Source organism: Aquiluna sp. KACHI24 (assembly GCF_025997915.1).
Classification (GTDB): Bacteria; Actinomycetota; Actinomycetes; order Actinomycetales; family Microbacteriaceae; genus Aquiluna.
Genome location: NZ_AP026677.1, coordinates 1,088,961 through 1,103,161, shown reverse-complemented (window position 1 = coordinate 1,103,161; position 14,201 = coordinate 1,088,961). Strand labels below are relative to the sequence as shown.

The 14,201-nt window shown below is 51.9% G+C and carries 13 protein-coding genes and 1 tRNA gene; 12 read left to right on the top strand and 2 right to left on the bottom strand.

The window, feature by feature from the left end:
- Positions 1–12 precede the first annotated feature (12 nt).
- The 6 genes from topA (at position 13) to OO713_RS05580 (ending at position 7,866) form a co-directional block, all read left to right on the top strand.
- The gene (topA, locus tag OO713_RS05605; RefSeq protein WP_264785167.1) at positions 13–2,586 is read left to right on the top strand and encodes a type I DNA topoisomerase; all 2,574 of its coding nucleotides are present in this window, start codon (positions 13–15) and stop codon (positions 2,584–2,586) included.
- On the top strand, positions 2,586–3,194 hold the full coding sequence (gene tmk / locus OO713_RS05600) for a dTMP kinase (RefSeq protein ID WP_264785165.1): 609 nt from the start codon (positions 2,586–2,588) through the stop codon (positions 3,192–3,194). Before topA ends, tmk begins: the two co-directional genes overlap by 1 nt.
- On the top strand, positions 3,191–4,348 hold the full coding sequence (locus OO713_RS05595) for a DNA polymerase III subunit delta' (RefSeq protein WP_264785163.1): 1,158 nt from the start codon (positions 3,191–3,193) through the stop codon (positions 4,346–4,348). The genes tmk and OO713_RS05595 overlap by 4 nt, the downstream gene beginning before the upstream one ends.
- The gene (locus OO713_RS05590; RefSeq protein ID WP_264785162.1) at positions 4,338–5,810 is read left to right on the top strand and encodes an alpha/beta hydrolase; all 1,473 of its coding nucleotides are present in this window, start codon (positions 4,338–4,340) and stop codon (positions 5,808–5,810) included. The genes OO713_RS05595 and OO713_RS05590 overlap by 11 nt, the downstream gene beginning before the upstream one ends.
- Positions 5,811–5,893: 83 nt before the next feature.
- The gene (locus OO713_RS05585) at positions 5,894–6,220 is read left to right on the top strand and encodes a DUF485 domain-containing protein (RefSeq protein WP_264785160.1); all 327 of its coding nucleotides are present in this window, start codon (positions 5,894–5,896) and stop codon (positions 6,218–6,220) included.
- Positions 6,217–7,866 (top strand): cation acetate symporter, encoded by a 1,650-nt coding sequence (locus tag OO713_RS05580; protein ID WP_264785158.1) that lies wholly within the window; start codon positions 6,217–6,219, stop codon positions 7,864–7,866. Before OO713_RS05585 ends, OO713_RS05580 begins: the two co-directional genes overlap by 4 nt.
- A 49-nt stretch (positions 7,867–7,915) precedes the next feature.
- Here the strand turns inward: OO713_RS05580 and OO713_RS05575 are convergent, their stop codons facing one another.
- Positions 7,916–8,284, bottom strand: coding sequence for a hypothetical protein (locus OO713_RS05575; protein WP_264785157.1), 369 nt, complete (start codon positions 8,282–8,284; stop codon positions 7,916–7,918).
- Positions 8,285–8,323: 39 nt separating this feature from the next.
- Between OO713_RS05575 and OO713_RS05570 the strand changes: the two genes are divergently transcribed.
- The 6 genes from OO713_RS05570 to OO713_RS05545 all read left to right on the top strand — a co-directional run bounded on the left by OO713_RS05570 (position 8,324) and on the right by OO713_RS05545 (position 12,679).
- Positions 8,324–9,238 carry an oxygenase MpaB family protein gene (locus OO713_RS05570; protein WP_264785155.1) on the top strand — a complete coding sequence of 305 codons (915 nt, stop codon included), beginning with the start codon at positions 8,324–8,326 and terminating at the stop codon, positions 9,236–9,238.
- Between the two features lie 32 nt (positions 9,239–9,270).
- Complete coding sequence (locus OO713_RS05565) at positions 9,271–9,792, top strand: GNAT family N-acetyltransferase (RefSeq protein WP_264785154.1); 522 nt, start codon at positions 9,271–9,273, stop codon at positions 9,790–9,792.
- A 193-nt stretch (positions 9,793–9,985) separates the two neighbouring features.
- A tRNA-Thr gene (locus tag OO713_RS05560) sits at positions 9,986–10,058 on the top strand.
- Positions 10,059–10,169: 111 nt separating this feature from the next.
- Entirely contained in the window at positions 10,170–10,529 is a 360-nt protein-coding gene (locus tag OO713_RS05555) for a helix-turn-helix domain-containing protein (protein ID WP_264785153.1), read from the top strand.
- Positions 10,526–11,665, top strand: a complete 1,140-nt coding sequence (locus tag OO713_RS05550) for a site-specific integrase (protein ID WP_264785152.1) — start codon at positions 10,526–10,528, stop codon at positions 11,663–11,665. Before OO713_RS05555 ends, OO713_RS05550 begins: the two co-directional genes overlap by 4 nt.
- 153 nt (positions 11,666–11,818) lie before the next feature.
- On the top strand, positions 11,819–12,679 hold the full coding sequence (locus tag OO713_RS05545; RefSeq protein WP_264785150.1) for a protein rep: 861 nt from the start codon (positions 11,819–11,821) through the stop codon (positions 12,677–12,679).
- A 252-nt stretch (positions 12,680–12,931) separates the two neighbouring features.
- Here OO713_RS05545 and OO713_RS05540 read toward each other — a convergent pair whose 3' ends face one another.
- A complete protein-coding gene (locus tag OO713_RS05540; RefSeq protein WP_264785149.1) occupies positions 12,932–14,134 on the bottom strand; it encodes a hypothetical protein in 1,203 nt (400 codons plus the stop codon).
- Between the last annotated feature and the right edge of the window lie 67 nt (positions 14,135–14,201).

The window sequence follows — 14,201 nt, the reverse complement described above, 5'->3', positions numbered from 1 at the left end:
TAAGGAGAATTTGTGGCAAAAAAACTAGTGATTGTTGAGTCGCCCGCCAAAGCGAAGACAATCGCCAAGTACCTCGGCTCTGACTTCGAGGTACTCGCATCCGTCGGCCACATTCGTGATCTTGCTGAACCCAAGGAACTTCCAGCGGAGAAGAAAAAAGGCTCGCTGGCCAAGTTTTCGATTGATGTTGAGAATGACTTCTCTCCTTACTATGTAATCTCCCCAGGGAAATCCAAGACAGTCTCCGAGTTGAAATCGGCCATGAAGTCGGCCGAGGAGCTCTATCTCGCCACCGATGAAGACCGCGAGGGTGAAGCCATCGCCTGGCACCTGCTTGAAGTCCTGAAGCCAAAGATTCCAGTAAAGCGAATGGTGTTCAACGAGATCACCAAAGAGGCAATCGCTCAAGCTGCCCAGAACACCCGTGCGCTGAACGAAGATCTAGTCGCGGCCCAGGAAACTCGTCGCGTGGTGGATCGCCTAGTTGGATACGAAATTTCCCCAGTGCTGTGGAGAAAGATAAACCGTGGTCTTTCCGCTGGTCGCGTTCAGTCGCCTGCAATGAGAATGCTTGTTGAGCGTGAACGTGAACGCATGGCGTTCGTGGCTGCAAGCTATGGATCTGTAACCGTTCAGTTGAGCAAAGATGGCACCAAGTTTGAAGCCAAGCTACTGGAGCAAAATTCAAAGCGGGTGGCAACAGGTAAGAGCTTTGATGCAAATGGAAAGCTCACTCAAGATGCTGTAGTTCTGAGCCCTGAGGTCGCAACCAAAATTTCTCAGGGTCTTGAGGGTGCAAACCTAACTGTGCTCTCGGTCGAGGCGAAGCCTTCAACCAGAAAGCCCTATGCACCTTTTACTACGTCGACTTTGCAGCAGGAGGCATCCCGCAAGCTTGGTATGAGTGCCAAGCAGGCCATGGATACTGCTCAGCAGCTTTACCAAGACGGTCACATCACCTACATGCGAACCGACTCACCGTCGCTTTCGGTGCAGGCCACTCTGGCGGCGAGAGCTGCCGCCACCAAGCTCTTTGGTGCTGATTTAGTTCCAGATGCTCCACGTCTATATGGAGCGAAGTCGAAGAATGCTCAAGAGGCACACGAGGCAATTCGTCCATCCGGAGAGAGCTTTAGGCACCCAGATGAACTTCGTTCAGTTCTATCCGGAAAATCGCTAGCTCTCTATGAACTGATTTGGCGCAGAACCGTTGCATCACAGATGTCTGATGCCAAGCTTTCGACCACCTCGGTTCGACTTGGAACCAAGCTTGGTTCGGACGAGTTGGTATTCAACGCCAGCGGAACCGTTGTCACCTACAAAGGATTCTTGGCGGTCTATGACGAAACTCGTGAGGAAGAATCTGATGACGAGGCCAAACTTCCGAACCTTTCCCACAAGGATGTTTTAGTCGTTGAGAGCAGTGAGTCCAAACTTCACTCCACCCAACCACCTGCTCGCTATACCGAGGCCTCCCTGGTGAAGGCCCTTGAGGAGCAGGGGATTGGAAGACCATCAACCTATGCCGCAATTATCTCCACGATCTTGTCCAAGGGATATGCCGTGAAGCAAGGCAGTGCCTTGGTTCCTGAGTGGATTTCATTCACCGTCACCAGATTCTTGGAGGAGAACTTTGGTGATCTTGTGAATTACGAGTTCACCGCCAAGATGGAAGAGGATCTCGACCGTATCGCACTTGGCGAGCTGGATAGAACCGGGTGGCTCAAGGACTTCTACCTCGGGGACCACGGCCTAAAGCAGACGGTTGAATCGTTGGGGGAGTCTGACCCACGAGCGATCAACAGTTTTGAAATCTCTCCGGGAGTTCTGCTGAGGACGGGTAAGTACGGCCCCTACATCGAGCTTGAAGAAGCCGGTGAGCGCAGAATCGTAAACATTCCCGAGGGTCTGGCACCTGATGCACTAACTCCCGAAAAGGCTGCTGAGCTAATTGCCGCTCCACCGGCGTCAGATCGGATTCTTGGCGTCGACCCAGAGTCAGGTTTGGAGATTGCCGTCAAGGATGGCCGCTATGGACCGTTTGTGACTCTGGTGGACGAGGGCAATCCAAAGCCTAAGACCGCATCGCTTTTCAAGGACATGTCCGTAGCGACGGTCACTTTGGAAGATGCGCTCAAGCTCCTCTCTCTGCCACGCGAGGTCGGTGTTGATCCAGAGAGCGGTCAGGTAATCACGGCTCAAAATGGTAAATACGGACCATACCTAAAGCGCGGTGTTGACTCCAGGTCACTAACCAGCGAGAGCGAAATCTTTAGCATCACTCTCGATCAAGCCATCGAGATCTACAAGCAACCGAAGTACGGCGCTCGCCGAACAGCTTCAACTCCGCTCCGCGAATTTGGTGAGGATCCAGCATCCGGCAAGGCAGTGGTTGCAAAGACCGGCCAGTTTGGTAACTACGTAACTGACGGCATCATCAATGCGACTGTTCCAAAGGACGAGCCGCTGGATGAATTATCGAGCGACCGCGCTTTCGAGTTGCTGGCCATTCGTCGTGAGAAGCTTGGGGTGGAGCCGGGTGAAACACCAAAAACTCAAAAGAAGACCACCCGCAAAAAGCGCTGATGTTTATTTCATTTGAGGGCATCGATGGTGTGGGCAAGTCCACCCAGTTGGAGAGCCTGCAGGAGTTTTTAATCTCGCGTGGTCACAGGGTGCTTAGAACCTTAGAGCCTGGTGGCACCGAACTAGGGCAAGAAATCCGTCACCTACTGCTACACCGCAAGGGCGACGTTGCTCCGCGAGCTGAGGCGCTGCTATATGCGGCTGATCGTGCACATCACGTTGCCACCAAGATCAGACCGGCACTGGAGCGTGGCGAGATTGTGCTCACCGACCGCTACTTTGATTCATCGGTGGCCTATCAAGGGGCTGCCAGGGATCTAGATGTTAACCAGGTCCGCGACATATCCCTTTGGGCAGTGGACAACCTGGTGCCCGATTTGACAATCTTGCTTGATCTGCCTGCACAAGATGCGATTCAGCGGCGCTCAAGGACTGGCACCGAGCCGGATCGGTTGGAGCGCGAAAAGGTTGAGTTCTTTGAGCGAGCGCGAGGGATGTACCTCGAGCTAGCAAAAGAACAGCGTTTTTTGGTGATCGACGCCAATCAATCGGTCGATCAAATCCAGGCAGCAATTCGAAACCGACTCGTCGAGCTAGGCATTTCTTGAGCGGCAAAGTCTGGGACGAATTGCTCGGACAGCCAGAGGCAATCGAGCAACTAGTTCGCGTGGTTGAAAATCGTGAAAGCGGTGTGCACCACGCCTGGCTGTTCACTGGCCCGCACGGATCCGGTAGGTCAAATCTGGCCCTGAGTTTTGCCGCTGCCCTGCAGTGTGAGGGTAACGGCTGCGGTGAGTGTCAAAGTTGTCGATTGGTAATTGCAGCCGCGCATCCAGATGTCACCTTCTTTTCCACAGACCGAGTCCAAATCAGCATCGACGAGGTCCGAGAGCTGGTGAGCAAGGCATCGCTTTCCACCAGCATGTCCAAGTATCGAATTTTGATCTTGGAGGATGCCGATCGCATGACGGAGCGAACCTCGAACGTTTTGCTCAAAGAACTCGAGGAACCAAGCGAGGGAACAATTTGGATTCTCTGCGCCCCTTCGGTTTCTGACCTGTTGCCCACAATTCGCTCCCGCACCAGAAACATAAATCTCCGACTGCCCTCAACCTCCGAGGTGGCGCAGCTACTGCACCAGCGAGACGGAATCGACTTGGAGATTGCAAAGGTTGCCGCCCGACAGGCGCAAAACCACGTCGGTATGGCAAAGCGCCTTGCAACCAGTTCAGAGGCTAGAAATAGACGAAGCGACACCATCTCGGTGGCCCTTGGAATCAACAATCTATCCTCCGCCATGATGGCAGCGGAGCGCTTTCTGCAGATTGCCAAGAAGGATGCCGAGCAGGTTGCCCTCGAGCGCGATGAACAGGAAAAGACTGCACTGCTCGCTGCATTCGGGTTCAGTGAGGGTGACAAACTTCCGCCATCCGTGAGGTCCACGTTTAGAGAGTTAGAAGAGAATCAAAAGCGTCGTCAGACCAGACTGCTCCGAGATGGTTTGGATCGAATCCTGACTGATATGGAATCTATCTATCGAGATGTGCTTTCAATTCAGTTAGCCGCTGGGACTGAGCTTTATAACCCGGAGCACCAAAGTGAGATTGTTGCTCGCGCAGAATCGGGGACTGCGGAAATGACTATTGCAGTATTGGATGGTATTTCGACAGCGCGCGGGCGACTGGCAAGTAACGTTAGAGACCTGTTAGTGCTGGAAGCGCTGTGTGTGAAATTGATTTTTAGGAGAACCGGTGCGAATTAGAGGTCTGGCCTTCGCTTCCCTGTTTTTGCTTGCCGGTTGCTCACCCACGGCGGATGCTGGTTTGGCCGAAATCGACTCGATCGAAGAGGTCATGAGCCAAGAGATTTCTTGGACTCCCTGTGAGGGAAGCTTTGAGTGTGCGGAGATTGCCGCCCCGCTGGATTGGCTGAATCCCGAGAAGGACTTCATAACCCTTGCCCTCATGCGAGACTCAAACTCCAAGGACAAGCCGGCAATCTTTGTTAACCCGGGCGGCCCCGGAGTATCAGCTGTGAAGTGGATGCGCGAGGGTTATGACTCCATCGGCTCAGCAGAACTGCGTAAAGATTTTCAGCTGGTGGCTTTTGACCCACGTGGAGTCGGGGAGTCCACCGCGGTGAACTGCAGCTCAGTAGATCTCAAGGACGAGGTTTACTATGGCCAGTCGCCATACGAGTTTGGTAGCGATGCAGACATCGAATACTCGAAGAAGGTACTTTCGGACTTTGCCCTGAGCTGTCAGGAAACAGGTTTTGATGTCGGTTTTTTCAACACTCAACAGGCTGCACGCGATCTCGAGCTGATGAGAGTTCTTATGGGTGCCGAAAAGCTTGACTATTTGGGGTTTAGCTATGGAACCCTGCTGGGAACCACCTACGCAGCCCTTTTTCCAGACAAGGTTGGAAACCTGGTGCTAGATGGAGCGATGGACCCACAGCTGAGTGAATCTGAGATGCTCTTGAACCAGGTCGTCGGTTTTGACTCAGCTTTCCGGGCCTACCTTGCGGACTGTATTGGCGACACCGAGTGTCCTTTCCAGGGCAGTGTGGATAGTGCCCTAACTGTGGTGGCGGATTTCCTAAAAAAGATCGAAACCACGCCGCTTGAGACCCAGGTTGATCGCGAGCTGACTCTGCAGTCGGCGCTCGCTGGCATATTCGCAGCGCTTTACTCCCAAGAGTCTTGGATCTATCTATCCCAGGCTTTCAAAGAAGCGCTCACAGGTGATGGCACCACCATGCTGCTGCTTGCGGATTACTACAACGACCGAGATGTAGCCGAGGGCTACCTTTCGAACCTGAACGAGGCGAATCTCGCTATCTCGTGCGCAGATTCAAGAATTACTGCCGAGGAAGCTCAGGGGCTGAATGACGAGTTTTTGGAAGCCAGCTCGGTCTTCGGTAAGTATTTCGCCTACCCAAACTTGGCCTGTGAAGCGTGGCCAGAAGGTAAGTCCATGGTCACTTTGGACTACCAGGTTGATTTGGCCAAGGGTCCGTTAGTGGTGGGTACCACGGGAGATCCGGCAACTCCTTATCAGCAGGCGGTTGCCCTTTCAGAACTTCTAGATGGGGCGGTGCTACTGACCTATGAGGGTGAAGGCCACACCGCATACGGTTCAAACGTCTGTGTTGATGCAATTGTCGAGGCCTATTTCCGGGGTGAAGATATCGGTACCGGGAATAAAACCTGCGCTGGTTGAGTTACAAACAACTTTTTTCGCTAGAGTCTGATAGGCAGCAATGCTTCGGTCGGTAGGACCGGCCGAATGAACAAAGGAGTTCAATGTCGGATCAGCAGCAACGAGTTTGGGAGACTACTCAGTCCAGTCCCGAATTCGCCCAGCTGAGAAAGAGCTTCAGGGGGTTTGCATTTCCTCTGACCGCGGCTTTTCTCTCCTGGTATTTCATCTACATTTTGCTCACGGCCTTTGCTCGTGACTTTGTAGTTACCCCAGTTATCGGAAACATCAACATCGCCTTCATCCTGGGCACCTTGCAGTTTGTGTCTACGTTCGTGATTATGTGGCTCTACGAACGTCACTCCTCGCATGTCCTAGATGGCGCTAGCGACAAGCTGCGTGATCAGGTGGAGAAGGAGTTGGCTCAGTGAATCTAGACCACACAACAGTCTCAAGTGCACTGTTCCTACTCTTTGTTTTGGTAACTCTTTACGTGGTGTTCCGCGCGTCGCGTCAGAACACCAAGGCAACCGACTTCTACAACGGTGGTGGCAACTTCTCTGGTTTCCAGAACGGTCTCGCCATTGCCGGTGACTACATGTCGGCAGCCTCCTTCCTAGGTATCGCTGGAACCATCGCACTGTTTGGGTACGACGGTTTCTTGTACTCGATTGGATTCTTGGTCGCTTGGCTCGTGGCATTGCTGCTCGTTGCTGAACCACTGCGCAATTCCGGTCGATTCACAATGGGTGATGTTCTGGCTTTCCGCATGCAGCAGCGTCCGGTAAGAACCGCTGCCGCAACCTCTACGGTTGTGGTTTCGGTCTTCTACCTGCTTGCTCAGATGGTTGGTGCTGGTGCACTGGTTTCCCTGCTTCTCGGCTTCACCGATGGTGCTGCAAAGAACTGGGTAATCGTGGGCGTTGGTGTCCTGATGATCATCTACGTGACCGTTGGTGGTATGCGTGGAACCACATATGTGCAGATCATCAAGGCCTTCTTGCTGATGACCGGTGCAGCCGTGATGACAATCATGGTTTTGGTCCACTTCCAGTTCAACATCTCTGAGCTACTCGGTGCTGCGCAAGCCGCCTCGGGTAATCCCAGCTTCCTAGAACCAGGTCAGAGATTTGGTAAGGATGTCTTTGATGAGGCTGGAAACTTAGATGCTTTGAAGACCCTGTTCTCAAAGTTGGATCTTATTTCGCTAGCTCTGGCTCTGATTCTGGGCACAGCGGGTCTTCCTCACATCCTGATTCGTTTCTACACCGTGCCAACCTCCAAGGACGCTCGTAAGAGTGTGAACTGGGCCATTGGTCACATCGGAACCTTCTACCTAATGACCATCGCCCTCGGCTTTGGTGCTGCGGCTTTGGTTGGTGCTGAGGCCATTACCGCCAAGGACAAGGCAGGAAACGTGGCAGCCCCAATGCTCGCCGAGTATCTCGGTGGTGGTGCTGGAACCGTTGGTGGTGCAGTGATGCTAGCCGTGGTTGGTGCGATTGCATTCGCAACAATCTTGGCTGTGGTGGCGGGTCTAACCCTGGCTTCCTCGTCATCGCTGGCTCACGACCTATACGCCAACGTGATCAAGAAGGGCAACGCAACTGCTGAAGAAGAAGTCAAGGTTGCTCGTATTGCAGCGTTTGTAATTGGCGGTCTGTCGATTGTTTTGGCAATTGCCGCCCAGGGTCTGAACGTAGCGTTCTTGGTTGCGCTTGCCTTTGCAATCGCAGCCAGTGGAAACCTACCTGCAGTGCTCTTGTCACTGTTCTGGAAAGAGTTCAACACCCGCGGAGCGGTTTGGGCCATCTACGGTGGTCTGTTCTCAGCCGTTGGTCTGTTGGTCTTCAGCCCAGTGGTGTCAGGTGCGGCAACCAGCTTGATTCCATTCGACAGTGGAATTGCATTCAACTGGTTCCCACTTGCAAACCCCGGAATCATCTCAATTCCATTCGGCTTCTTCATGGGCTGGCTTGGAACTAAGACTTCCAACGAGCGTAACTATGCGAAGTATGCCGAGCTCGAGGTTCGCTCCCTAACCGGTGCGGGTATCGCTAAGGCAGTCCAGCACTAGTCAAGCTAAAGCAAAACCCCGAGGCGAATGCCTCGGGGTTTTGTCGTCTCTAGAGGTAAAGACCAGCCAGGATAAAGCCAAAAATGGCAACAAAGATCGTCGGAGTTACAAACTTCACAATCTCAAGCCAGGGGCGGAATGCGATTACGCGAGAGCGAAGCTTGGACGCTCCTGGAAGCGCCTTCAAATCGTCAATTGCTGCCTGAGCCTGCGCGGCTGCCGAGTATTCAGCAAGTGCGCCCAAGATTCCCGACGCTAACAAGATCAATGCGAATGCGTGCTTCACGTATTCATCCGAGCTAGCAATCCCCGGGGTTGCGATGGCTGCAAATGCCAGCAGGGCCGTAGGCGCTAGTTGAGCGAGGATGATGTGTAGTCGGTTTTTCTGAAACTCTTGGATTAGTTCTTGCTCGGTCATGGTTCTCCAGTAGGTAGTTTCATAAAGATTAGGTTCTAATTGCCCAACAATCGGTTACAAGAAAACCTTTCAAAAAGGTTTCGCAAACTTCTCTCTGGTGACCCACAGGGCATCCCACCCTGGTTGCCTATTGTTGCCGAAGGCGATGAGCCGGGTCTATTTCTACCCGAAGATGCTCCTTGGATCGTGCACGCAGATTTCGCAACATTAGTTGGCGGCATCAGGGCGCTACTGATGCAGGCCTTGCACCCAGGTTCACTTGCCGGTGTTGCTCAGCACTCGCGGTATGAGCAGGATCCACTCGGCAGGCTGTCAGGCACTATCCGCTGGCTCACCGTTACGACCTTTGGTTCTCACACCGCCATCCAGAACGAAGCTGGCCGCGTGAACCGAATGCATGACAGAGTCAGCGGTGAGTATGAAACCGCAGACGGCGAACGCTCCAGCTATCGAGCAGCGGACCCGCACCTTTTGCTATGGGTTCACATCGCCTTTATGGAGAGCTTTCTAAGAGCCCACCAAAATTACTCAAAGCGTGAAATCCCCGGGGGAGCAGATGCCTATGTGAGGCTCTGGGCCCGCTCCGTAGAACCACTCGGTCTAAAACAGGCACCTAAATCCGAAACGGAGTTATTTCAAACTCTGGACGCTTTCAAATCTGAGCTCGTGGTCAATCAAAAGACTCGTTCTGTAATCAGTTGGATTAAGAGGGCTCCACTGCCGCCACTGGCTAAGCCGGTCTATGCCCTGCTTTTTCAATCAGCTCTCGCGACACTTCCCGTGGAGTATCGAGCGATGATTGGCCTCAAGGGCTTGCCGCTTTGGTTTACTCGCCCAGTCACAACCTCGCTTCTTAGATTCATGAGGTTTGCGATTGGCCCAGAGTCACCAATCGAAGATGCCGCCAGAGCGAGGTTGATCCGGGCCGGGGTCTGGCAGCCTGGGTTGCATTAGAAACCTCAGTCGCCAACCGCTAGCCTCTTTCTATGCCGGTTGATTTTCCCACTGTGGCCCCCACGTTGTCTGGTAGCAAGGTCACTCTCGTGCAGCTGGAGATTTCCAGACTTGAGGAGTATGTCGCGCTAATTGGCGATGAGGAAACTAGTGCATGGACAGCCAGTAGTGGATCATTCACGATCGAGCAGCTAACTCACTGGCTTCAAACTAGACCCGGAGCAACCGAACGCCTGGACTGGGCAATCATAGAGAACGCGACTCAGGAATTCGTGGGCGAAATCGTGCTCAACGAGTTCGATGCTGACCAGCAATCGATGAACATGAGGATTGCCCTCATAACGGGAAAAACCTCACGAGGACTTGGTACCCAGGCGCTTGAAATGGTGATCAAGTTCGCGTTTGAATCTCTTTCCCTGAGCTCCCTGACACTTGAGGTTCTCAAGCACAACGAAAGAGCCATTCGCAGCTACACCAAATGCGGATTCCTAAAAACAGGAGAAATTACAGAAGATGGTCAGGTGTTTCTGCAGATGAAGTTGTCTTGTAACTAAATCCAATTCGCCAGTTAGTTTCAGCTTGGAATAAACCGCTACGGCACGAGATTTAACTCAGTGATTTCGAGCTTCCCCGCAGTAAATTCCGAGTGTTTTTGCTGCGGGTGAAAACCCTGACAGGTTCAGGGCCTCCTATAAAAGGGGCACCACGGCAATGGTGCCCCTTTTGCTTTTGGTAGTCTTTTCGCGCGCCACCTTAGCTCAGTCGGTAGAGCAGCTCCCTCGTAAAGAGCAGGTCAGGAGTTCAATTCTCCTAGGTGGCTCTCTGAGTCCCACGAATTTACTGGCCTCCGGGCCCGGGCCCTCCATTTGAAGGAGGGGTTCAAATCGTGTTAAGTCAAAAACTCAGCACTTCATCCAAAAAAACTTTAAAAATGCTTCGGCGTTTCGGGTCTCTTACCGGTTCACTCGGGCGAAGATATCTTCACCTCGCAAGTTCAGTCGACTTGATCGAGAGAGAAGTCGAAACCGATTTTCTTTTATCCCGAGAATTCACTCGGGCAATTCTGCCTAATGCCAAATCTGCCATCCCAGTAAACCTTTTTATCGAAAGGGCAGAGATGCTTATTTCTATTCCAGAGGCAGCACGCGACTACCTGCATGTCTCAAAAAGCACCGTATACAGGCTCGTTGAGCAAGGAGCAATTCAAGTAGTCCACGTCCGTGGCTCTGCAAGAATCCCAATTAAATCCATCGAGGCCTATGTGGACAGCCTGTGTGGAGGTTACCGATGAGAGACGGTACTTCTGTTTGGTACTCAGAAAAACACAAGCGTTGGATCTTCCAGGTCTCGTTCCGAGACAGTAGCGGCAAGAGAAGGGCTATTCAACGTCGTGCCAAGACCAAGTCTGAGGCAGAGAGGAGGGCGATTGATCTGGCGCGGTCACCCAACCTGAAGTCAAGGAGGAATGCAGCAATAGATGTTCAAGGCCTAATTGCAAGGTATGTCGAATTCCAAAAAATGCGCGTTCGTTCGACGTCTCTGGCAAATAGTGTCCATCTATTGCGGCTTTACGTTGTCCCGGTAATGGGGAACCGAAGCATTGAGAAAGTTGACTCGGCTGCAATAGAAGACTTGATGTCTTCGTTGGCGCAATCGAATCTCCGGACCAGTTCCATAAACACAGTTCGCGCAAAACTGCATGCCTTATTCGCCTTCGCTGTGCGTCAGGGTATTCTGGATTCAAACCCTGTGGCAAAGGTCCCCAGGTACTCGGAGAGTGGTGGCAAGCCCTCGCAAGTTCAATCACCTTGGACGCTCGAGGAGGCAAGTGCGGCGCTCGCTGCCTTCAGGGACTCAGACCTAGAGGCATTTCTGCTGATTGCCCTGAGCACGGGCATGAGGAAAGGTGAAATTCTTGCTTTGCGCTGGAGCGATGTGAATTTCGCCAATCAAACTTTGAAGATTCAGAGATCAAGAGGGGAGAGGCGTCAGCTTGGGCTCAATGGTGATGTTGAAATCAAGTTGACAGAGGGAGCGCCAAAAACCCAAGCATCTGTTAGAACGCTACCGATGAGCGACGAACTCGCTGCCTCGCTACTTCAACTTAGAAATCATCGTTTCCAACTAAGAGGTTTGGCTACGAATGAACACATAATCCTCGGAGCAAACGGAGCTCCTATGTCACCAAGTTATCTAACACGGGCATTCAACAGAAAGCTCAAAGAAGCTGGCCTTCGAAGGATACGAATTCATGATCTTCGCCACACAGTTGCTCATCTTGCCCTGGAAGCTGGAGTCTTGTTGGAAGAGATTAGCCAAGGCTTTGGCCACTCAGGAGTGGAGATAACAAAGCGCACCTACGCCTCGGTTGTTCAAGCGCTCTCAGACCGATTTGCAAAGAAGGTTTCAACAATCCTCTTTGAGTGAGTCGAACCCACCCAAACGAAATCCAAGTCGGGGGGGGTGGGTTAAGCCAAACGTTCCTGGGGAGTCAACCAGACCGCTCCATCAGGCATGCCGTCTTATTCCAGGCAGTAGCCAACAACCCCACACATCAGTTCTTTTCTTAGGTAAATAAAAATGATCACTTACGAATTCCGAAAATCAAACCGGTCACTCCTCGCAGCCTATGCAGTCAGATTGCTGTTGGAGCACCTGCGAGAGATCACGCAATTCCACTCCGTTGGTAACTGTTTCCCTTACGGGCCAAAAACACCCAAGCCAAAATTGGCAGAGGAGTGGTTGGCCAAAACCCCCGGACTCACGGGAAGATGCGGGCATCGAAACGCCTGCCCCGTCTGCGCTCGTGTGCACGAGGCAAAAATGCGTAAACGATTCGCCTACGCTTTCGACCAATACATTGCTGGCTCTTGCACTCCCTGGTGGCAAACCCTTGAAGCGGGTTTCGATGTCTCTTTGGAAGCCCGGCAGCGTTATGAAGTACTGAATCGCCTTTGGGTTCGGGTGTTGAACTCGCGCAGGATTAAGAGAGCTAGAGCAGCTCTAGGCGTGGCCTACATGAGAGTTACCGAGGAGACGCTTATCAACGGTGTTTGGACCCCGCATTTCCACGCACTTTGGATGTTTCCTCGGCATGTTAGTGAGGTTGAGGTAGTCGCTTTTATAGGCGAATTCAACTCAAAATGGAGAAACCTGCAGTCAAAAACACTTGGTTTATTGCCCTCTATTCGGCTTCTCCATTCGGACTCGCTGGACTCCAACACGGTTCCCATAATGCAGTACCTCTTCAAGTCTTTTCGGGTGGAGATTGACGAGGAAGGTCAGTTCAGCAAGCAGGGGATGAAAACCCCACTCGATTACCTGATATCCGCCGTTATGTCTGGGGACGCATATCATCTCGAGATCTGGCAGGCATATGAAATCGCATCATCAGGGATCAGGCGATATATCTTCAGCCGAAATTGGTTAGATGCTTATTAGTAACTATGAGTGAAAAATCCAACTAGCAAAAAAGCGGAAACTGGGCTATTTGAAGTTACCAATAGGCAAAAACCTGGAAATCCAAGCCGAATCTGAAACCCTCTATTTATAAGGCCTCCGAGGCTATCAACCATTAAAAAGGTGCAGAAAAAGGTTGGAAAGGTGGTCGCGCACACAGAAAGTCTGAAAACGATTCAGGCAGTAGCTCAAATTGAACTTGTTCTTGATGTGCCTCAACTGTGCTGGGAGGGATCAGTTTTGTGACCGAATTTTCTCATCGACCGCTTCATGGAACTGTTGCCCAAAACTCAGCGTCGCGTCTGTATCCCCCGCGATTCCGATATCGAGGCAGCCCCCTTCAATGTAGTAACTCCAATCCGTGTACCAAAAGTCATACATACCTGCCTCTTGAATCCTAAATTTGATTCCCACTGGTTTGCCCAAAGATTCCGGTCCTTGGTAGCTAAATACTTGCAGCTGCCCATTCTTCAGGGCCGTCTCCTCTTCATCGTCAATTCCCATTCCAACCCAATTCTTGAAGTTGAACTTGCCTTCGAAGTCTTTTTCGACCTGCGACAAGTGGTCTTTGAGAGTCTTAAACGGGTAGTAATAGCCAAAGGTAAGCGCTTTGAGACCCTGGGCGATTTGGAGGCTCATATTCTCAAAGGGCATGTGAATGCAAACAGGGGCCCTGTAAAGATAACCACCCCAGCCGTTACCCAAAAGCAGTAAGTCATCCTGAGGCTCGAACTGTGCCTTCCACCAAGACATTTGGGTCTCAGCGAGATGATCAATCTCTCTGACGAGCAAAGCATGTGTCACGGTGCTACTTGTAGTGCATTCGTCACAATCCGTTTCCCGAACAAACACCCCGACTAACTGATCCGGGTCGGCTAAAAAACCAATGGACTTGCAGAAATCCGAAATTTCCTGCGGGCCACCAATCCACTTTGTGAAGATGTTCGGTTGACCCATGTAGGCGACCATTTCATCGAAGTTCTTAAAGTCGACACCTACCAGGTGACCGAACTTGGCAATCGACTCTTCCTCTTTAGCTACCCGATCTAGATAACTGCTGTAATGGCTTCGCCTGGTTTCCAAGGTCTGCATCATTTCATCAACTGGATACCCGGCTTCCCTAAATTCCTGATTGATAAGGGCTGCGACCTCTCGAGCCTTGCCCTCCTGGTCGAACATAGGTTTTTTGAAGCTCTGGATTTTCTGTCGCCAGGGCTCCCACGTGAACTTACCCTCTAGATGGGGATCGGAAAGCACCGACATGTTGTAGATGCTCCAATACCAGGCTTCCTTCGCCAGCCAGACTTTCCGATCAAGATGCTGTGCGACGCCATCGACAAGATTGTCAATCCCCTGCAACGCCATGTCATTTATACGGACTCTGTATATTGCATCCTGCACGCCTCGAGATACATCGCGCGATAGGTCATCAGACATAATTACCCCCCATTTCGAGATGAAAATCACCTCAGGAAATTAACTTATTAGAAATTTTGCGCCGTGA